19 protein-coding genes and 3 tRNA genes are annotated in these 20,293 nt (G+C 63.3%); 15 read left to right on the forward strand and 7 right to left on the reverse strand.

What is annotated here, in order from left to right:
• Positions 1-34: 34 nt before the first annotated feature.
• The 8 genes from lepA to nagZ all read left to right on the forward strand — a co-directional run bounded on the left by lepA (position 35) and on the right by nagZ (position 8,572).
• On the forward strand, positions 35-1,828 hold the full coding sequence (lepA, locus tag BN2476_RS07675) for a translation elongation factor 4 (protein WP_087733559.1): 1,794 nt from the start codon (positions 35-37) through the stop codon (positions 1,826-1,828).
• 19 nt (positions 1,829-1,847) lie between these two features.
• Positions 1,848-2,741, forward strand: a complete 894-nt coding sequence (lepB, locus tag BN2476_RS07680; protein ID WP_087733560.1) for a signal peptidase I — start codon at positions 1,848-1,850, stop codon at positions 2,739-2,741.
• A gap of 175 nt (positions 2,742-2,916) precedes the next feature.
• Positions 2,917-4,284, forward strand: coding sequence for a ribonuclease III (rnc, locus tag BN2476_RS07685; RefSeq protein ID WP_087733561.1), 1,368 nt, complete (start codon positions 2,917-2,919; stop codon positions 4,282-4,284).
• Positions 4,285-4,345: 61 nt separating this feature from the next.
• Positions 4,346-5,245, forward strand: coding sequence for a GTPase Era (era, locus tag BN2476_RS07690; RefSeq protein ID WP_087733563.1), 900 nt, complete (start codon positions 4,346-4,348; stop codon positions 5,243-5,245).
• Positions 5,232-6,272: a DNA repair protein RecO gene (recO, locus tag BN2476_RS07695; RefSeq protein ID WP_087733565.1), complete on the forward strand. Its 1,041-nt coding sequence runs from the start codon at positions 5,232-5,234 to the stop codon at positions 6,270-6,272. Before era ends, recO begins: the two co-directional genes overlap by 14 nt.
• A complete protein-coding gene (gene pdxJ / locus BN2476_RS07700; RefSeq protein ID WP_087733566.1) occupies positions 6,269-7,033 on the forward strand; it encodes a pyridoxine 5'-phosphate synthase in 765 nt (254 codons plus the stop codon). The genes recO and pdxJ overlap by 4 nt, the downstream gene beginning before the upstream one ends.
• A 35-nt stretch (positions 7,034-7,068) precedes the next feature.
• The gene (gene acpS / locus BN2476_RS07705) at positions 7,069-7,476 is read left to right on the forward strand and encodes a holo-ACP synthase (RefSeq protein WP_087733567.1); all 408 of its coding nucleotides are present in this window, start codon (positions 7,069-7,071) and stop codon (positions 7,474-7,476) included.
• A 64-nt stretch (positions 7,477-7,540) separates the two neighbouring features.
• A complete protein-coding gene (nagZ, locus tag BN2476_RS07710) occupies positions 7,541-8,572 on the forward strand; it encodes a beta-N-acetylhexosaminidase (RefSeq protein ID WP_087733568.1) in 1,032 nt (343 codons plus the stop codon).
• Between the two features lie 77 nt (positions 8,573-8,649).
• Here the strand turns inward: nagZ and BN2476_RS07715 are convergent, their stop codons facing one another.
• From BN2476_RS07715 to earP, 4 genes are all read right to left on the reverse strand, one after another.
• Positions 8,650-10,035 (reverse strand): sigma-54-dependent transcriptional regulator, encoded by a 1,386-nt coding sequence (locus tag BN2476_RS07715; protein ID WP_087733569.1) that lies wholly within the window; start codon positions 10,033-10,035, stop codon positions 8,650-8,652.
• Between the two features lie 166 nt (positions 10,036-10,201).
• The gene (locus BN2476_RS07720; protein ID WP_087733571.1) at positions 10,202-10,408 is read right to left on the reverse strand and encodes a CsbD family protein; all 207 of its coding nucleotides are present in this window, start codon (positions 10,406-10,408) and stop codon (positions 10,202-10,204) included.
• Between the two features lie 291 nt (positions 10,409-10,699).
• Positions 10,700-11,257: an elongation factor P gene (gene efp / locus BN2476_RS07725; protein WP_087733572.1), complete on the reverse strand. Its 558-nt coding sequence runs from the start codon at positions 11,255-11,257 to the stop codon at positions 10,700-10,702.
• A gap of 367 nt (positions 11,258-11,624) precedes the next feature.
• Positions 11,625-12,806 carry an elongation factor P maturation arginine rhamnosyltransferase EarP gene (gene earP, locus BN2476_RS07730; RefSeq protein ID WP_087733573.1) on the reverse strand — a complete coding sequence of 394 codons (1,182 nt, stop codon included), beginning with the start codon at positions 12,804-12,806 and terminating at the stop codon, positions 11,625-11,627.
• Positions 12,807-12,924: 118 nt separating this feature from the next.
• On the opposite strand from earP, the gene uvrC reads away from it, so the two are divergent.
• From uvrC to BN2476_RS07760, 6 genes are all read left to right on the forward strand, one after another.
• A complete protein-coding gene (gene uvrC, locus BN2476_RS07735; RefSeq protein ID WP_087733574.1) occupies positions 12,925-15,108 on the forward strand; it encodes an excinuclease ABC subunit UvrC in 2,184 nt (727 codons plus the stop codon).
• A 156-nt stretch (positions 15,109-15,264) separates the two neighbouring features.
• Positions 15,265-15,855, forward strand: a complete 591-nt coding sequence (gene pgsA / locus BN2476_RS07740; RefSeq protein ID WP_087733576.1) for a CDP-diacylglycerol--glycerol-3-phosphate 3-phosphatidyltransferase — start codon at positions 15,265-15,267, stop codon at positions 15,853-15,855.
• A 136-nt stretch (positions 15,856-15,991) separates the two neighbouring features.
• Positions 15,992-16,067 (forward strand) — tRNA-Gly (locus tag BN2476_RS07745).
• 65 nt (positions 16,068-16,132) lie between these two features.
• Positions 16,133-16,208, forward strand: a tRNA-Gly gene (locus BN2476_RS07750).
• A 136-nt stretch (positions 16,209-16,344) separates the two neighbouring features.
• Positions 16,345-16,418, forward strand: a tRNA-Cys gene (locus BN2476_RS07755).
• A gap of 164 nt (positions 16,419-16,582) precedes the next feature.
• On the forward strand, positions 16,583-17,083 hold the full coding sequence (locus BN2476_RS07760; RefSeq protein ID WP_087733578.1) for a GNAT family N-acetyltransferase: 501 nt from the start codon (positions 16,583-16,585) through the stop codon (positions 17,081-17,083).
• A gap of 13 nt (positions 17,084-17,096) precedes the next feature.
• On the opposite strand, the gene BN2476_RS07765 is transcribed toward BN2476_RS07760, so the two are convergent.
• From BN2476_RS07765 to BN2476_RS07775, 3 genes are read right to left on the reverse strand one after another with little or no spacing between them, the layout of a single operon-like run.
• The gene (locus BN2476_RS07765) at positions 17,097-17,987 is read right to left on the reverse strand and encodes a cytochrome c oxidase assembly protein (RefSeq protein WP_087733579.1); all 891 of its coding nucleotides are present in this window, start codon (positions 17,985-17,987) and stop codon (positions 17,097-17,099) included.
• Positions 17,988-17,996: 9 nt separating this feature from the next.
• Positions 17,997-18,476 (reverse strand): copper chaperone PCu(A)C, encoded by a 480-nt coding sequence (locus BN2476_RS07770; protein WP_087733580.1) that lies wholly within the window; start codon positions 18,474-18,476, stop codon positions 17,997-17,999.
• Positions 18,477-18,493: 17 nt separating this feature from the next.
• Positions 18,494-19,051 carry an SCO family protein gene (locus BN2476_RS07775; RefSeq protein ID WP_235850763.1) on the reverse strand — a complete coding sequence of 186 codons (558 nt, stop codon included), beginning with the start codon at positions 19,049-19,051 and terminating at the stop codon, positions 18,494-18,496.
• A gap of 489 nt (positions 19,052-19,540) precedes the next feature.
• On the opposite strand from BN2476_RS07775, the gene otsB reads away from it, so the two are divergent.
• Complete coding sequence (otsB, locus tag BN2476_RS07780) at positions 19,541-20,290, forward strand: trehalose-phosphatase (RefSeq protein ID WP_087733582.1); 750 nt, start codon at positions 19,541-19,543, stop codon at positions 20,288-20,290.
• The last annotated feature ends 3 nt before the right edge of the window (positions 20,291-20,293 follow it).

A 20,293-nucleotide genomic window follows, 5' to 3' on the forward strand; every position in this document is an offset into this window, starting at 1 on the left:
TCCGAGCGCGCCTTTTTCGCTTGATCGGCACTGAATGGATCATATTCGTAACTTTTCGATCATTGCGCACATCGACCATGGCAAGTCGACGCTCGCCGATCGCATCATCCAGATTTGCGGCGGTCTGTCGGACCGCGAAATGGAAGCACAGGTTCTCGACTCGATGGATCTCGAGCGCGAGCGCGGCATCACCATTAAGGCACAGACGGCCGCGCTGACGTACCGCGCGCGCGACGGCAAGCTGTACAACCTCAACATGATCGACACGCCGGGGCACGTCGACTTCTCGTACGAAGTCAGCCGTTCGCTGTCCGCGTGCGAAGGCGCGCTGCTGGTCGTCGACGCGAGCCAGGGCGTCGAGGCGCAGACGGTCGCAAACTGCTACACCGCAATCGAACTGGGCGTCGAAGTGGTGCCCGTGCTCAACAAGATCGATTTGCCCGCTGCGAATCCGGAAAACGCGATCGCCGAAATCGAGGACGTGATCGGCATCGACGCCACCGACGCCACGCCTTGCAGCGCGAAGACGGGCATGGGCGTCGAGGACGTGCTCGAAGCGCTAATCGCGAAGGTGCCGCCGCCGAAGGGCGACGCGGACGAACCGCTGCAGGCGCTCATCATCGACTCGTGGTTCGACAACTATGTTGGCGTCGTGATGCTGGTGCGTATCGTCAACGGCACGCTGCGCCCGAAGGACCGCATTCGCCTGATGGCGACGGGCGCCGAATATCCTGTCGAGCACGTCGGCGTGTTTACGCCGAAGTCGAAGAATCTCGAATCGCTGTCGGCAGGGCAGGTGGGCTTCATCATCGCGGGCATCAAGGAACTGACGGCGGCGAAGGTCGGCGATACCGTCACGACCGTCAAGAATGCCGCGCCCGAGCCGCTGCCCGGCTTCAAGGAAGTGAAGCCACAGGTGTTCGCCGGCCTCTATCCCGTCGAAGCGAATCAGTACGACGCGCTGCGAGAATCGCTGGAAAAGCTGAAGCTCAATGACGCATCGCTGATGTACGAGCCGGAAGTGTCTCAGGCACTCGGCTTCGGCTTCCGCTGCGGCTTCCTCGGTCTGCTGCATATGGAGATCGTCCAGGAACGTCTCGAACGCGAGTTCGACATGGACCTGATCACCACCGCGCCGACCGTCGTGTACGAAGTCGTGCAGCGCGACGGCACGATCGTGATGGTCGAGAACCCGGCGAAGATGCCCGACCCGTCGAAGATCGAAGAGGTGCGCGAGCCGGTCGTCACCGTGAACCTGTACATGCCGCAAGACTACGTCGGCGCGGTGATTACGCTGTGTACGCAAAAGCGTGGCTTGCAGGTGAACATGCAGTACCACGGCCGCCAGGTTCAGCTGACGTACGAAATCCCGATGGGCGAAATCGTGCTCGACTTCTTCGATCGCCTGAAGTCGGTGTCGCGCGGTTATGCGTCGATGGACTACGAGTTCAAGGAGTATCGCGCGTCGGATGTCGTGAAGGTCGACATGCTGATCAACGGCGACAAGGTCGATGCGCTGTCGGTGATCGTCCACCGTTCGCAGAGCCAGTACCGCGGCCGGGAAGTGGCGGCGAAGATGCGCGAGATCATTCCGCGTCAGATGTACGACGTCGCGATTCAGGCTGCGATCGGCGCGCATATCATTGCGCGTGAGAACATCAAGGCGCTGCGTAAGAACGTTCTTGCCAAGTGTTATGGCGGCGACATTACGCGTAAGAAGAAGCTGTTGGAGAAACAGAAGGAAGGTAAGAAGCGGATGAAGCAGGTCGGCTCCGTCGAGATTCCGCAAGAGGCCTTCCTGGCGATTCTGCGCGTCGAAGACAAATAAGACTAAGAACTGGAACCCTATGAATTTTGCGCTGATTCTTTTTGTGCTCGTGATCATTACGGGCGTGGCATGGGTCGCAGACAAACTGGTTTTCCTGCCGCAACGGCGCCGCGCGGCGGAGGCCGCCGTCGCCGAGTTCGACCGTCAGCAGGCGCGCATCGGCGAGCGTTTCGCCGATGAGAACGCGCCCGCCACGCGCGCGCACCTGCGTGAAGAAAAGCTCCGTCAGCCGTGGTGGCTCGAATACACGGCGAGCTTTTTCCCGGTGATTCTTGTTGTGTTCGTCGTGCGCTCGTTTGTCGTCGAGCCGTTCAAGATTCCGTCGGGCTCGATGGTGCCGACGCTGCTGGTCGGCGACTTCATTCTCGTGAACAAGTACGACTACGGCATTCGCCTGCCCATCGTGAATACGAAGATCACGGAGGGCCGTCCGCTGCAGCGTGGCGATATCGTCGTGTTCCGCTATCCGAAGGACGAGTCCGTCGACTACATCAAGCGCGTGATCGGTCTGCCGGGCGATGTCGTCGCGTATCAGGACAAGAAGCTCACGATCAACGGCAAGCCCGTTCCGGAAGCGCCGCTGCCCGATTACTTCGACGAAGAGCGCATCGGTTACGCGAAGCAGTTCGAAGAAGACATCGACGGCCGCAAGAACGCGATTCTCAACAATCCTGCCGTGCCGCCGTTCATCGTCGGCGCCGAAGACTATCCGTATCGCGACAACTGCAGGTACGACGCGCAGGGCGTCGTGTGCAAGGTGCCGCCCGGCAACTACTTCATGATGGGCGACAACCGCGACAACAGCGCCGACAGCCGCTATTGGGGCTTCGCGCCGGACAAGAACATCGTTGGTCGCGCGTTCTTCATCTGGATGAACTTCAGCAATCTGAAGCGTATCGGCAGCTTCCATTGATTGCGCTTCGCGCGGCCCTATGCGGATGCGCATCTGAGCCGCGCAACACGTCGCGCACTGATCGCGACGTGTTATCACGCTACTTTAACAACGCGCGGTAACGTCGCTACAACACGCTTTTTCGGCGCCGGGGCCGCGTTTTCGCCCCGTGTGGCGCCCGCGTTATACTCTGCACATGCCCCTATCTCCGTTGGAAAGCCGTTTGCGCTACGAATTTCGCAATGCGGAATTGTTGCGCCAGGCTTTAACTCACCGCAGTCACAGTGCCACGCATAACGAGCGGCTGGAATTTCTCGGCGATTCCGTTCTGAACTGCGCGGTGGCCGCGCTATTGTTCCAACGTTTCGGCAAGCTCGACGAGGGCGATCTGTCCCGCGTTCGGGCGAATCTGGTCAAGCAGCAGTCGCTTTACGAAATCGCTCAGGCCCTGAATATTTCAGAAGGCTTGCGACTGGGGGAAGGCGAATTGCGCAGCGGCGGCTTCCGGCGCCCGTCCATATTGGCCGACGCGCTCGAGGCGATTCTCGGCGCGATCTTCCTGGACGGCGGCTTCGACGCCGCACAGACGGTCATCAAACGTCTTTATGTGCCGATTCTCGACCACATCGATCCGCGCACGCTCGGCAAGGACGCCAAGACCTTGCTCCAGGAGTATCTGCAGGGCCACAAGATTCCGCTGCCCACCTATACCGTCGTCGCGACGCACGGTGCGGCGCACAATCAGCAATTCGAAGTCGAATGCACGGTGCCCAAGCTGGATGTGAAAGTGTCCGGTTCCGGCGCGAGCCGCCGTGCTGCCGAACAGGCGGCGGCGAAAAAAGCGCTCGACGAAGTGATGGCGGCGGCGCCTTCCATGGTTGCCAAGCCGAAGCGCTCGAAAGGCGCGCGAGCGGCGGCCAAAGCCGAGGCGGAAATCGTGCCAGGCGTGACGGGCGTGCAGGCGGCGCTCGATCTGCGTGCACCGGATCATCGCAAGGCCGAACGTACTGCGCGCGGCGACACGAAGCCGGCGTCGCCGGATGTGCCGTCCGCCGGCCAGGCCGCCGCGGCTGCGCCGCTGGCCGTGATCCGCGCGGCGCACGTCGAATACAGTCAGGAGGCGGCCGACAAGACGGAGCGCGCCGATAAGGCCGAGCGTCCAGCGCGGGCAACCGATAAGCCCGTCGAGAAGCCCGTCGTCGAAAAGCCCGCTTCCGAAAAGTCCGCGCAGGAAAAAGGAACGCAGGATCGGGCAGCCCAGGAAAAGGGCGAAAAGGTCGAAAGGACAGACAAGGCCGCCGACAAACCGGAAACCGTTGTGCGGCTTCCCGAACGCCAGCCGTCCGACAAGCCCGAAGCCCAGGCGCGCCCCGTCGAAAAGCCGGCTGAAAAGCCCGCCGAAAAATCCGCAGACAAGCCAGCCGACAAGCTCGACCCCAATCCCCGCGGCCCCGACAAGTCCGCGTCGCGTGCTCGCGAGGCCGCGCCTGGCGCGGGCGCGACCGATCTCGAACCCGGCGTCGCCGGCGCGGTGCAAACGCGCGTGGCCGATGCCGGTCATTGAACGCAATCCGACGTGAACGCGCCCTCACCGCGCGTCCACACGAACCTGCCGTAGTCCGAATATGAACGCTTCCACTTCCACTGGTTTTCGTTGCGGCATGGTCGCGATCGTTGGCCGCCCGAACGTCGGCAAATCGACGCTGATGAACGCACTTGTCGGCCAGAAGGTCAGCATCACGTCGCGCAAGGCGCAGACGACCCGCCATCGCATCACGGGCATCAACACGCACGACGACGCGCAGTACATCTTCGTCGATACGCCCGGCTTCCAGACGCGCCATAGCGGCGCGCTGAACCGGTCGCTGAATCGCGCGGTGACGTCGACGCTGACATCCGTCGATGCCGTGCTTTTCGTCATCGAGGCCGGCCGCTTCGGCCCCGACGACCAGAAAGTGCTCGACCTCGTTCCCGCCTCGGCGCCGACGCTGCTTATCGCGAACAAGCTCGATCGCGTGGGCGACAAGGATTCGCTGTTCCCGTTCATGCAGCAAATGAGCGCGCTGCGCGAGTTCAAGGAAATCGTGCCGCTGTCGGCGAAGAATCCCGACGACATCAAGCGCCTGTTGTCGACCGTCAAGCCATACCTGCCCGAAGGCGAGCCGGTCTACGGCGAAGACGACCTGACCGATCGCAGCGAGCGCTTCCTTGCCGCCGAAATCCTGCGCGAAAAAGTGTTCCGCTGGACGGGCGACGAGTTGCCGTACACGAGCACCGTGCTGATCGACAAGTTCGAGACGGAAGGGCGCTTGCGCCGCATCTTCGCGACGATTCTCGTCGAGCGCGATTCGCACAAGGCGATGATCATCGGCCAGAAGGGCGCGAAGCTGAAGCAGATCAGCACGGAAGCGCGCATCGACATGGAGAAGCTGTTCGATGGCCCCGTGTATCTGGAGACGTTCATCAAGGTGAAGAGTGGCTGGGCCGACAACGAAGCCGGACTCCGCGCCTATGGTTACGAATGACGGCGCAACGAGCCCCCAATCTGACGCGTGGATGACGCTGCCGAACGACGCCAACCCGGAAGCCGATCACGCCGCCGTCGCGCGCACACACAGCGGCGAGTCTGAGCCGTCTGCGTCGTCGGCAATGCCCGGACGCGCGAAGCCGGTGCGCACGGTAAAACGCAGCAGTGCCGGCCCTCGTCGCGCTGTCTCGCGCACCGCGAGCGACAACGACATTGAAGAAAACGCCGACGACTACGGCGTGTCCGATCAACCGCCGCGCAAGACGACCGCACGCCGCGCGCCTTCGCGCGTGCCGCGTGCGCCGGCATCCGAATTCCGTATCGCCGAGCAGCCCGCATTTGTGCTGCACAGCTATCCGTATCGAGAGACGAGCCTGATCATCGATGTGCTGTCGCGCGACCACGGGCGCATCGCACTCGTCGCGAAGGGCGCGAAGCGTCCGCACTCCGCGCTGCGCGGCGTGCTGCAGACGTTCCAGCCGCTGTCGCTCGCATGGTCCGGCAAGTCGGAAATGCGCACGCTGACAGGAGCGGAGTGGGTCGGCGGAATGCTGCCGCTCACGGGCGACGCGCTCCTGTGCGGGTTCTATGTGAACGAACTGCTCGTCAAGTTTCTCGCGCGCGAAGATCCGCATCCGCAACTGTTCCATCACTATGTCGTCACGCTGACGCGCCTCGCGCACGACGAACCGCCCGTGCAGGTGCTGCGTTCGTTCGAGCGCGTGCTGCTGCGCGAAACCGGCTATGCGATGTCTCTCAACCGCACGGTGACGCGCAAAGCCGTTGTGCCCGACGGGCGCTATGTGTTCGATCCCGAGCGCGGCGTGCGCGAAGTATCGGACGATGTTCCTTCGAACTGGCCTGTCATCAGCGGTCAAACCTTGCTCGACATGGAGCAGGACGATTACCATCGAGCGCAGACCGTCGCGCAAAGCAAGACGCTGATGCGCTTTTTGCTCAACACCTATCTGGGCGGCACGCCCCTCGCGACGCGCCAGATTCTGATCGATCTGCAGAACCTATGAGCTTCTTTCTGACTTCCCCGAATGTGATCGACCTGGGCGTGAACATCGATCATGTCGCCACGCTGCGCAACGCGCGCGGCACGTCATACCCCGATCCCGTGCGCGCGGCGCTCCAGGCGGAAGAAGCGGGCGCCGATGCCATCACGCTGCATCTGCGCGAAGACCGCCGCCATATCGTCGATGCCGACGTGCGCGCGCTGCGGCCGCAATTGAAGACGCGCATGAACCTAGAGTGCGCGGTCACGAAGGAGATGCTCGATATCGCGTGCGAAGTGCAACCGCACGATGTGTGCCTCGTGCCGGAAAAGCGCCAGGAGCTGACGACGGAAGGCGGGCTCGACGTCGCCGGCCATTTCGAAGCGGTGCGGGCCGCATGCAAGCAACTGGCCGATGCAGGCTCGCGCGTATCGCTCTTCATCGACGCCGACGAAACGCAGATTCGCGCCGCGCACGAAGCGGGCGCGCCCGTCATCGAGCTGCACACGGGCGCTTACGCGGACGCACACGAACCGAATGAGCAGCAGCGCGAGTACGAGCGCATCGTGCGCGGCGTGGAGTTCGGCGCGTCGCTGGGCCTGAAGGTGAATGCGGGCCACGGCCTGCACTACACGAACGTCCAGCAGATCGCGGCGATCGAAGGCATCGTCGAACTCAATATCGGCCACGCGATCGTCGCGCATGCGATCTTCGCGGGCTGGGACAACGCCGTGCGCGAGATGAAGGCGATCATGGTCGCCGCGCGTCTCGCGGCGCGCTCATAAACGACACGCAACGACACAATAGCGGCGGCACGCATATGGCGATCTACGGCATCGGCACCGACATCGTTCAGGTGAGCCGCGTCGCGGCGGTGATGGAGCGCACCAACGGGCGCTTCGCCGAGAAAGTGCTCGGACCCGAAGAGCTGCGCATCTATCAGGCGCGCAACGCGCGCTCGCAGGCGCGCGGGCTTGCGTTTCTCGCGACGCGCTTTTCCGTCAAGGAAGCGTTCTCGAAGGCGATCGGACTCGGCATGCGCTGGCCGATGACCTGGCGCACGCTGCAGACGCTCAACGAAGCGAGCGGCCGTCCCGTCTGCGTGGCGTCCGGAGAACTCGCCGAGTGGCTCGCGGAACGCGGGATCACGTCGCAAGTCACACTGTCCGACGAGCGCGATTACGCGGTGTCGTTCGTGATCGCCGAAACGGCCGATCGTTCCGTCTGATTACCCCGACGCGGTGCGAGCGCGCAAGCGGCGCCGCGGTCTTTCCCTTTTTCTCATAGACCCGATGAAACTGACTCCTGGCCCGGTGATGCTCGACGTGGTTGGCAAGACGCTGAACGCTGACGACGAGCGCCGCCTCGCTCATCCGATGACGGGTGGCGTGATCCTCTTCGCGCGTCATTTCGAAAGCCGTGCGCAACTCGTCGCGCTGACGGAAGCGATCCGCGACGTGCGCGACGATCTGCTGATCGCCGTCGATCACGAAGGCGGGCGCGTGCAGCGCTTTCGCACCGATGGATTCACCGTGCTGCCGTCGATGGGCAAGCTCGGCGCGCTGTGGGACGACGACGTGCTGCACGCGACCAAGGTGACAACGGCCGTCGGCTATATCCTCGCGTCGGAGTTGCGCGCGTGCGGCATCGACATGAGCTTCACGCCCGTGCTCGATCTGAACTATGGCAACTCGCAGGTGATCGGCGATCGCGCGTTCCATCGCGATCCTCGCGTCGTCACGCTGCTCGCGAAGAGCCTCAATCACGGACTCGCGCTCGCGGGCATGGCGAATTGCGGCAAGCACTTTCCGGGTCACGGATTCGCGTCGGCGGATTCGCACCACGCGGTGCCCGTCGACGAACGCACGCTCGACGAGATCCTCAAGGAGGACGTCGCGCCGTATGACTGGCTCGGCTTGTCGCTGGCGTCAGTGCTGCCGGGGCATGTGATCTATCCGAAGGTCGACAGCAAGCCGGCCGGCTTTTCCCGCGTGTGGGTCCAGGACATCCTGCGCAAGAAGCTGCGCTTCGAAGGCGCGGTCTTCAGCGACGATCTGTCGATGGAAGCCGCGCGCCAGGGCGGCACGCTGACGGAAGCCGCGACGGCGGCGCTCGAAGCAGGCGTCGACATGGTGCTGATCTGCAACCAGCCGGACGAAGCGGGGAAGGTGCTCGATGCGCTGCGCTTCACGCAATCGAAGGAGTCGAAGCGCCGCCTGAAGCGGATGCGTCCGCGCGGCAAGGGGTTGTCGTGGGAGAAGCTCGCCGCCGAGCCGCAGTATCAGCAGGCTCAGGCGCTGTTGCGCGCGGTGTTCGCTTCCTGACTGGAAGCGTACGCAGGGGGCGAATGCAAAGGACGGGCACGACCCGTCCTTTTCTTTTGCGCGTGGAACTGAACGCGTCAGTTCAGCCGCATCCGTTGCAGCTTGTTGTACAGCGTCTTCGGACTGATGCCGAGCAGCGACGCCGCGCGATGCCGCGTGCCGCCGACAGCATCGAGCGTCGCGCGGATCAGCATTTCCTCGACATCGGCGAGCGGCGTGCCGACCGTCACCTGCACGCGGCCGCCGTTCAGATCGCGCCCGCCCACCCCGTTGCCTTCGTCGGCGCGCAGCGTCTCCAGCACGTCGCCCGACGCGTGATACGCGCGCCGCACGCGCTCCTGCAGTTCGCGCACGTTGCCGGGCCACTCGTATGCAAGACACTCGCGGACGAAATTCGGTCCGATCAGCTTCGTCGCATCGGCCACGCCGCGTGCATTCGCCTCATCGTTCAGCTCGTCGACGAGCACTTGCGCGAAGAGCGGCGGATCGTCGCCTCGCTCGCGCAGCGGCGGCAGAGACAGCGCGGCCGCTTCCAGCCGCAGGCCGAGATCCTGATGCAAGCTGCCATCGGCGACGGCTGCGCGCGGCATCTTGCGCGTCGACGCGATCAGGCGGAAATCGGTGGCGACCTGGTTCGTGCCGCCGACGCGCATGAAGGTCTGTGAATCGAGCGCGCCGAGCAGCGCTTCCTGCTGCGCGCGCGGCAGCAGCGTGATTTCGTCGATGAAGAGCGTGCCGCCGCTCGCCTGTTCGAAGAGGCCGGGCTCGCGCTGCTCCGCGCCGCCGAACGCGCCGCGTTCGTGGCCGAACAGCAGGCTGTCCAGCGGCCGGCCACCGCCGGCGGCGGCCGGCGACGAACGGCAATCGAGCACGACGAACGGCCCTTTGCGCCGGCGGCTCATCTCGTGCAGCGTGCGCGCGGCGACTTCCTTGCCCGTGCCCGCTTCGCCGGATATCAGCACGGCGGCTTCCGTCGGCGCGAGATGCTCGACCGAATCGTACACATGCTGGATCGCGCCGCTGCGGCCGATCATCGGTCCGAAGCGGCCCATGCGGCGCAGCCTCGCGCGCAGCGCCTGGACTTCCTCGGTCAGTTCGTAGGGCCGCGGAATGCGCGCCAGCAGGCTGCGCAGCCGCGGGATGTTGACGGGCTTGAGCAGATAGTCCCAGATGCCATGGCGCAGGCCTTCGATCGCGCTTTCGACCGTCGCGTTGCCCGTCATCACGATCACGGGCAAGGCGCCGCCGGGCGGCTGCGCGGGCAGGTGCTGGAGCAGGTCGAGGCCGCTACCGTCGGGCAGATTCAGGTCGACGAGCACGACGTCGGGGATAAAGCGGGTCAGCGCTGCGCGCGCTTCTGAGAGCGTGATGGCGGTGTCGACGGAAAAACCGTCGGCCGCAAGAATCGCGGACAGGCCTGACAGGCTATTGGGATCGTCTTCGACAATCAGGGCATGTGGCATAACGAGCGCAACTGTTCAGATGGACGGAGTCCCGACGCGCACGGGCCGCAGCGGCGGTCCCGAGCGCGCGGGCGCTGGATGAGTGGGCTTGAGTGGCCAATGCTCCCGGTCAGATGCAACGGCATCGGAAGTCGCCGGGAAAACCTCGCCCGGCGCAGGTCGCCCGTCACCGGCCGCGGTGGCGATCGAAGAAGCGGCGCACCTCGAGTTCGGCTTCGTCGCGCGTCTTCCCATATCGCTCCTGGATCAGGCCCGCCAGCTTGTCGGCGCGGCCTTTCGCCTTGGTCAGTTCGTCGTCCGTGAGTTGGCCCCACGCGGTTTTCGCCTTCCCGATCATCTGTTTCCACTTGCCTTCAGCGATATCGTTGTTCATGGCACCTCTCCCCATTTCTTTCGAATAAAACGAAAAGCCTCGTGGGCCTGAAATCTTCGGAAAGCAGGAGTCGTGCCAATGAAAAACTATCTCGAAAAGTCAATGTGAGCGCGGTCTGAAAACACGGATGCGACAACCGACCTGGCAAAATTGCATGCCTGGCCGGTAAAGTTTTCCACCACCATACACGGTCGCGAAAAAAAGAAAAAGCGCCCAGATGGGCGCTTTTTTAAACTCGAAGCCCTGAGTGAGTCAGGGCTTAAGACGAATGCCGTGTGGCGCGATTCAAACTTAGGCGCGGCTGCGGTATTCGTTGGTACGCGTGTCGATTTCGATCTTGTCGCCGATGTTGCAGAAGAGCGGCACTTGCAGCTCGAAGCCGGTGTTCAGCTTTGCGGTCTTCAAGACCTTGCCCGACGACGTGTCGCCCTTGACAGCCGGCTCCGTGTAGATGATTTCGCGGACCAGCGTGGTCGGCAGCTCGACCGAGATGGCCTTCTCGTTGTAGAACACGACTTCGCAAGCCATGCCGTCTTCGAGGTAGTTGAGCGCGTCGCCCATCATTTCCGCTTCGACTTCGTACTGGTTGTAGTCGGCGTCCATGAACACGTACATCGGGTCGGCGAAGTACGAGTACGAGACTTCCTTGCGGTCAAGCACGACGACGTCGAACTTGTCGTCCGCCTTGTAGACGGTTTCCATGCCTGCGCCCGTCAGCAGGTTCTTGAACTTCATCTTGACGACGGCGGCGTTGCGGCCCGATTTGTTGTATTCGGCCTTCTGAACGACCATCGCGTCGTTGCCGATCATCACGACGTTGCCGGTGCGGAGTTCCTGAGCGATCTTCATAAAACTGTCCTGTACGAAATAAGGTGCTTCAACTTTTGCTCAACGGCATACGGCGCAAGCGGGTTCGGCGCCCGGCGCGCGTTCGACGCCCTATAAGGCGGATCAAACTGGATTGCGCGGTAAGCGGGGCCGGCGTCGACAGGGCGGGCGCGTTTTACCGCTCCGATTGCTTCCGTCCCAATGCCAGTCTGCTTCTGCCTTGCTGCTTTACCCGAAGCGTCCGTCTGCTTCTTTGTACCCGAAGCGGGCGCGTACTCGTGTGACACTGACAGCGCAACTGCGGAGGCCCGCAAAAACTAACCCCTGCCAGACCCCTGCCGGTGGCGCCGTCGTGCCGCGCTTGCGTCGTCGGCCGTTGGATAACCGCTTATTTTAACTGAGTTTTTGCGAATTCCGCCAGATTTCCGGCGAGATCGCCAATCGACGCCAGATCGCGCGCCCAGTCGGCCGCGCGCGCCGCGAGTTTCGTGCGATGGCGCTGGAACTCCGCCCAGTCGGGCGTGCCGTTGCCGTTCCACGCGTGCCAGAAGCGGCCGAGCGCCGCGCGCGCAGCCGCGGGAAGTCCGTGCGCATAGTGCGCGAGCGCGGCGTCGAGCTTCGGCAGGTGGGCGTCGTCGGCTTGCGGATATATGTGCCAGATGAACGGACGCGCGGCCCACTGCGCGCGCACGAACGAGTCTTCGCCGCGCACGAAGTTGATGTCGCTGACCCACAGCAGTTCGTCGTAGCCCGGCTGATCGGCGAACGCGAGTGCGTGCGCGCGCAGATTGCCCCGCGATGCCCGCGCGCCCGCCGCGAACGACGACAAGCCAAAAAAACGCGCCACCGCACCCGAAATGCGGCCCTCCGGCACGAGCAGCACAGTTTCGCCGCTGGCGTCGCACCACTGCGCGAGCAGGCTGTCGACGGCCGGGTTTTCGTACGCGAACAGCGAGATGACGGTTGTGCCCTGCTCCGGCGGCGCGCTGCCCGTCTTCGCCTGCCACCAGGCGGCGCGCGCGTCAGGCGACGCCAGGAACGCCGCGCGGCGCGCGTCGAGATCGCGCTCCTTCAGCACGCCGCCCGTGCCTTTGCCGAGCCCCGGGAAGAAAAACGTCTTCGACAGCGCGTAACGCGGATGCGGCGACGGTCGCAAGTGAAAATCCGCGATCCAGTCTTCGCCGCTCAGATATTCGAGGTTGAACCACACGGGCACGCGCTTGCGCCGTGCCATCGCCGCGATGTAGACGGGCGGCAGTTCGCACGCGAACGCCTCGATCACGACGTCGGCCACCTGCAGCGTCTCGCCCGCATGCGCGGGCTCGTGCCAGTGCTCGATGACGATGCCGTCGACCCTCTGCCGCGCCTTTTCGACATCGACGAATGGATTGAGCTTGTGAAACGCATGCAGATCGTCGACGAACACGCGCACCTGCCAGCCGTGTTCGTTCGTGAGTTGCCGCGCGAGTCGCCAGCAAACGCCGATATCACCGAAGTTGTCGATCACCGCGCAGAAAATGTCGCACGCGATCGCTGGGGGCTGCGGACGTCGAGTGGAAGCGGAGGACATGATGGCGGCGCCTGGGTTCGGGCGCGGGCGGAATGTTCTAAACTGGCGATTCTAAAGCACGCGAAAGTACCCAAACTACACATGCGCCGCCCACGCTCGGCGCCCGGCCCGATTCTGCATGACCCGATCCGATTCCTCACCCGCATCCGATGCCGCCCCGAAGTCCGGCGCGCCCGACAGCGCCGCCGAAGAGTTCGACCCGAAAAAAGTGCTGCGCCAGTTGCCGCATATGCCGGGCGTTTATCGCTACTACGATGCGCAGGGCGCGGTGCTGTACGTGGGCAAGGCGCGCGACCTGAAGAAGCGCGTGTCGAGCTACTTCACGAAGACGCTGCTGTCGCCGCGTATCGCGATGATGGTCACGCGGATCGCGAAGATCGAAACGACCGTCACGCGTTCGGAAGCCGAAGCACTGCTGCTTGAGAACAATCTCATCAAGGCTTTGGCGCCGCGCTACAACATTCTGTTTCGCGATGACAAGTCCTATCCGTATCTGAAGCTGACGGGCCATCGTTTTCCGCGCATGGCGTACTACCGCGGCTCGGTCGACAAGAAGAACCAGTATTTCGGACCGTTCCCAAGCGCATGGGCGGTGCGCGAGAGCATCCAGATCCTGCAGCGCGTATTCCAGTTGCGCACCTGCGAAGATTCCGTGTTCAACAACCGTACGCGGCCGTGTCTGCTGCATCAGATCGGACGATGCACGGCGCCATGCGTCGGCGCGATTAGCGAAGAGGACTACGCCCGCGACGTGTCCAATGCATCGCGCTTTCTGCTCGGACGGCAGTCCGAAGTGATGAAGGAACTCGAGCAGAAGATGCATGCGTTTGCAAGCGAACTGAAGTTCGAGCAGGCGGCGGCGGTGCGCAATCAGATGAGTTCGCTGTCGACGGTGCTGCACCAGCAGGCAATCGAAGTGGGCGGCGAGGGCGACGTCGATATTCTTGCCGTCGTCGCGCTCGGCGGACGCGTCTGCGTGAATCTGGCGATGGTGCGCGGCGGCCGGCATCTGGGCGACAAGGCTTACTTTCCGACGCACGTCGAAAGCGCACTGACGGCGGAGGAGGGCGGTCTCGAAGACGGCGAGGTAGCCGCAGTTACGCCATCAGCGCTGGTGGATATCGAAGCGGAACTCGGCGAAGAAACGGACGGACGCGCGGACGAAGCCGCTTCGGATGCAACGGGGACGAACGAAAGCGACGAAGTCTCGGACGATACCGACGATGGCGCCGATAGCGACACGAAGCCGCGCGCCGGCATCGAAGCCGAAGTGCTCGAAGCGTTCATCGCGCAGCATTATCTCGGCAATCGCGTGCCGCCTGTGCTCGTCGTCAGTCACGCGCCCGCCAGCCGCGAGCTCGTCGATCTGCTGATCGAGCAGGCCGGGCACAAGGTCACGCTGCTGCGCCAGCCGCAAGGCCAGAAGCGCGCGTGGCTCGCGATGGCCGAGCAGAATGCGCGGCTCGCGCTCGCGCGCTTGTTGTCCGAGCAAGGCTCGCAGCAGTCGCGCACGCGCGCGCTCGCCGACACGCTGTCGCTCGAATGCGATGACCTTGCGCATCTGCGCATCGAGTGCTTCGACATCAGCCACACGATGGGCGAGGCGACGCAGGCATCGTGCGTCGTCTTTCACCATCACAAGATGCAGTCGTCGGAATACCGGCGCTACAACATCACGGGCATCACGCCCGGCGACGACTACGCGGCGATGCGTCAGGTGCTCACGCGTCGCTACGAGAAGATGGTCGAGCAGGCCGCGGCGAACGCAAACGACGAAGCGGCAGGTCTGCAACCGGAAGCCGCCACCGATCCGGCCGTCGCGCCCGAAGGTGCGGAACCCGTCGCCGCGGGCGGTGTGCTGCCGAATATCGTGCTGATCGACGGCGGCAAGGGTCAGGTTGAGATTGCGCGTCAGGTGTTCAACGAACTCGGGCTCGATCTGGGCATGCTGGTCGGCGTCGCGAAGGGCGAAGGGCGCAAGGTCGGTCTGGAGACGCTCGTGTTCGCGGACGGCCGGCCGTCGCTCGAACTCGGCAAGGAAAGTGCGGCGCTGATGCTCGTCGCGCAGATCCGCGACGAAGCGCACCGTTTCGCGATCACGGGCATGCGCGCGAAGCGCGGGAAAACGCGGCAGACGTCGCGGCTCGAGGAGCTCGAAGGCGTCGGCGCGAAACGGCGGCAGCGGCTCCTCGCGCGCTTCGGAGGCTTGCGCGGCGTGGTGGCGGCGAGTGTCGACGATCTCGCGAGCGTCGAAGGCATTTCGCGCGCACTGGCCGAGCAGATCTATCGACAGTTGCATTGATGCGTGCGCTCGCCCGGCGACGGCGAGTCGCGCGCCGATGTGCGCGGGCTGCTTCCCGCGCTGCTCGGCCCAGACCCGCTCCTGGCGCGTTGCTTGTAGCGCGTCCGGTGAACCGGCACAATTGCATCTCTTATCTCAGAACCTTGCGCCTGCCCCATGCCGTTTAATTTTCCGATCTTCCTGACATGGCTGCGGATCGTATTGATTCCGCTCGTCGTGGGCGTGTTCTATCTGCCGGACATGATGCTGAGCCCGGCCCACCGCAATCTGGCCGCCGCGACGATCTTCATCCTCGCGGCGCTGACCGACTGGTTCGACGGTTTTCTCGCGCGCAAATGGAATCAGACGTCGGCGTTCGGCGCGTTCCTCGATCCCGTCGCCGACAAGCTGATGGTCACGGCCGCGCTGCTCGTGCTCGTGCAACTGGCGCGCCTCGATTCGGCGATCGCGCTCGTGATCGTCGGCCGCGAGATCGCGATTTCGGCGCTGCGCGAATGGATGGCGCAGATCGGCGCATCGAAGAGCGTCGCGGTGAACTCGCTCGGCAAGTTCAAGACGGCATGCCAGATGGTCGCGATTCCGATGCTGTTGTTCTACGGTCCGCTGTCGCTCGGCGCGTTATCGATCGACACGCGCGTGTGGGGCTTGTGGCTCATCTATCTCGCGGCGTTCCTCACGATCTGGTCGATGCTGTACTACATGAAGCTCGCGTGGCCGCAGATTCGCGAGCGCGGCGGAATGGCCTGAAAGCAGTCACTACTAAAATTTTTATTCTCTCGTACAAAAAGGGTTGACACGATTCGGCGCCTTCTACATAATCTCGTTTCTCCGGTGAACGCGGTAACAAACAACGCGAAACACTGGGAAGCAGTAGAAGCAAAACGCGGGAGTAGCTCAGTTGGTAGAGCGCAACCTTGCCAAGGTTGAGGTCGCGAGTTCGAGACTCGTCTCCCGCTCCAGAATTTGAAGCAGCGTTTTGCAGCAGTCAGCAGGACGTTGCGAGTGCAGGTAATTGCAGGTCCATGCGGGAGTAGCTCAGTTGGTAGAGCGCAACCTTGCCAAGGTTGAGGTCGCGAGTTCGAGACTCGTCTCCCGCTCCAAACACATGGGGAAGCAAAGCTTCCCTTTTTGTTTGATGCTTCGGCAGAAGCGTTGAGCTCAGCTGGCCTTAGGGCCAATGCACAAAATCTGCGAGCCGTTGCCATTGCAACAGAGTACGGTCCGCAGTCCGCTTACGGCGCGATAGCAAAGCGGTTATGCAGCGGCCTGCAAAGCCGTGTAGGCCGGTTCGACTCCGGCTCGCGCCTCCAGCAAAGAAAAGCCCCGACACGTCGGGGCTTTTCTTTTTTGTGCTTTGATGCTTTGCGTCCGCGCATGAGAAGCAAGCGAACGGCCGTCTCGCCTTCGTCCCATCGTCGCGGCATAATCGGCCCGTTGACGTCCAACGGATGTCTGTCCCACACAAGTCAATCTCATGACCGAGCAGCAATCTACCGGCAGCAAAGAGACGACGCATATCGACTGGCGCTGGAAAGCATTCGATGACATGACGAACGTCGAGGTCTACGACATGCTGGCCGCGCGCGCGGCCGTGTTCGTGATCGAGCAGAACTGTCTGTATGGCGATGTCGACGGTCTCGATCCCGAGGCCTGGCATCTGTTTGCTTACGGCGCGCCCCAAGCCGGCGCGCGCGTGAAGCTTGCCGGCTATCTGCGCGTGCTGCTGCCCGACGACCAGGATGCAGACATCCGCATCGGCCGCGTGTTGACGACAGCCGAATTTCGCGGCCAAGGACTCGGCAGCGCGATGCTCGAACGCGTGCTCGGCCACATCTATGCGCAGTGGCCGGGCACGCCCGTGCGTCTGCATGCGCAGGCGCATCTGCAGGCGTTCTATGGCGCGTTCGGCTTCGAGCCGATTTCGGAAGTCCACGAAGAGGACGGCATCCCGCATATCTGGATGCGTTCTTCCTGAAGCGCGCAGTGTCTCAATGCAGTCTGACGGGCAGCGCGTGCGATGACGGCTTCGACTGAACGGATGCCGTCTGCGGCGCGCGTTTCTCGTTGCGAAGGCGCGTGCTCGCCGACAGTCTCATCCAGTGCCTGAGCGCGAGCAGCGCGCCGATCACGCTCATCATCGAACCGGGAATCCACAGCAACAGTCCGCCGATCTGTTGATCGCGCATCGGACTGAGCCATGTGAACGCGCGCCCGCAAATCGAATAGATCGGATAAAGCTCGCGTGGCGTAAAGAAGATAAATGCGCCGAGCAGGATCTGAGGCGGAATCGCCGCGATGACGATCAGAATGCGGCGCCCAGGCGACAGCCTCGCAGGCGGCGCGGGCCGCGAATCGAGTACGAGCCACCAGAACATCAGTCCGTCGATCACCATGCTCCAGTTCATCACGCGATATAGCCGCCAGTCGAGCATCGCGACGAAGTGGATCGGCGAAAGCAGCCAGAAATAGATCAGTCCAACGAACAGAACGACAGCGACGACGGGATGGAACAGCACGTCCAGCGTCATGCGTACCCAGCGCGTCTGCAACGCGGGTCGAAGAAAGCGTTGCCGCCATGCGAACGGAACTCCTGCGCGCATCGCCGCGCCGGGATACGACAGCGCGATAAAAAACGGCCCGAGATGATGCAGCACCAGATGCTGCGCGCGATGCATGAAGAACTCATGCTCGAAGTAGTAATCGAGCCGCGTATGCAGCGCGATATAGAGCGCGACCAGCCCGAACCAGAACGACAGTTGCCGCGCCACCGACACCTTCGCCTTGCGCACGCCGCGCGCGAACAGCAGCGCGGCGACCAGCACGACGATCACGACGGTCGGTGACGGCTCCCACGGTTCGAGCCAGTAGAGCAGGTTCATCGTATGGCGTTACTTCGCTTGCGCGGGGGACTTGACGGCGAACGGCGCATCGAGCGTTTCGCCGTCGGAGAACTGCAGCTTCAGATGCACCGTGTCGCCCGGCGCGATCTTGTGCTTTGCGTCTTCGAGCATCACGTGATAGCCGCCGGGCGCGATCGATGCCTGGCCGTGCGCGGGCACCGTCAGCTTGTCGACCATCACCATCTTTTGCGTCGAACCGTTGGAGACCGTCTGATGCAACATCGCGCTGCCGTAGTCGGTGCTCGAAATGTCGACGAGATCGACGGGCTTGTCGCTCGAATTAGTGAGCGTCACATACGCAGCCGCGGGCAGATTGTTCGGCAGCCAGCGTACCCACGCATTCTGCGCGGCGATGGCCTGCTTGCTGCCGGCTGCATGCGCGGCGATGCTGCCCGTTGCAATGAATGCAATGGCGGCGGCGCAGGCGAGCGCGTGGATTCTCGAAAGCGATTTGATTTTTTGTGTCATGGCGAACCTGTGAGAGATCATGAGTGGTCTTCGATGATACGGCGCACGTCTTCGGCGATGACGTCGGGCGTATCGTGGTCGGTGGCGAGCAGGCGCGCGTGATTTTGCGCGTCGAAGATGTAGACGGCCGAACTATGCGTCACCTCGTAATTGCCGCTCGGATCGCGCTTCTCCATCTGATACGCGATGCGGTAGTGCTTCGCCAGCTGTTCGAACTGCGCGTGCGTGCCTGTGAGTCCGCGTGCATGCTGCGCATCGAATGCGCCGACGTAATCGTGCAGCGCTTTCGGCGTGTCGCGCGCCGGATCGACGGTGACGAACAGGATGCGCACCTTCTGCGCATCCGGCCCCAGCTTGCCGATGACCTGCATCAGCCGTCCCATCGTTTCCGGGCATACGTCGGGGCAATGCGTATAGCCGAAGTACACGAGCGACGTGCCGCCCTTGAGCGAGCTTGCCGCGACGGGCCGGCCGTCGTCGCCTGTCAGCGTGAAATCGAGGTCCGGCAGATGGCCGCTCACGTCCGTCAGATGCCACGGCTCGTCGGAATGCGAGCAGCCCGCGATGCCGAACATCGCGACGAGCGCGATGCTTAGCGCGGCGAGGCGTCGTCGGAGGAAAGCGTGGGAAGCGAAGAGCGGCAAGTGGGGCACGAGGACTTTCGGGAACAAAGACTGCTTCGACGACTCGATTGAGAAGAGCGACCAACGCGTTGCGGACAGCATTTCGACTGCGACGCAAACGGTGCGCCGTATTCGGCAACATGCCGGTATTACGCGCTGTGGCATGCCGTTATTCCGGCTCAGCGCCGTTGGGACTCTATCGCAATTTTGCGCGTGCCGTTGTACCGTGGGCTTTCGAGGCAGAAAGCGGGTCAATATGCCGCAGAGTGCTGGAAGGCACCTGTAGCCGGATCGACGGATTTTGAATCCGTCCTGTTGGCTAAACGGTCCGGATCGCTCGCCCGCGCGACGCGCAAACTTACTTTCTCGAAAAAACGACCGATGCGCGGTAAGATGCGCACACTTTTCCGGCTGCAAGCGGCTGAGAGGCAACGTACACCGATGCAAGCACTTCCGGTATTTCTGTCTCCGACGGAGACGGCATTTTTCTTCGATTTCGACGGCACGCTCGTCGATCTGGCACCGACGCCCGATGGCGTGCTGGTCCAACCCGAGGCCATCGCCTTGCTCGCCGAGCTGCGGCGCCTGACGAACGGCGCCGTGGCGATCGTGTCGGGTCGCGGCATCGACAGCATCGACCAGTTTCTTGGCATGCCCGATCTGCCCGTCGCCGGTTTGCACGGCGCCGAGCGGCGCGATGCGAATGGCGACACGCAGCGCATCGGTTTCAACGACGAACGGCTGCTGCGCATGGAGCAGGTGCTCGCGGACATCGTCAACGCGAATCCCGGCATGCTGCTGGAGATCAAGGGCGCGGCGCTCGCGCTGCACTATCGCAACGCGCCCGATCGCGAGCCTGTTGCGCGCGAAGCGACGTCAAGGCTCGTCGCCGACTATCCGGGCGCCTATGTGCTTCAGCCGGGCAAGATGGTCTATGAGATCAAGCCGAAGGACGTCGACAAGGGCCGCGCGTTGCGCGCGTTTCTCGAAGAGCCGCCGTTCACGGGCCGCACGCCCGTGTTCGCCGGCGACGATCTCACCGACGAGAAGGGCTTCGCTGTGGTCAACGAACGCGGCGGCCTGTCGATCAAGGTCGGTGGCGGCGACACGATCGCGTCGGCGCGCATCGGCTCCGTGAGCGCGCTGCTCGCGTGGCTGTCCGAAGTCATCGCGTCGGCGCGCAACGCATGATGA

It is taken from the genome of Paraburkholderia piptadeniae (assembly GCF_900007165.1).
GTDB classification, from domain to species: domain Bacteria; phylum Pseudomonadota; class Gammaproteobacteria; order Burkholderiales; family Burkholderiaceae; genus Paraburkholderia; species Paraburkholderia piptadeniae.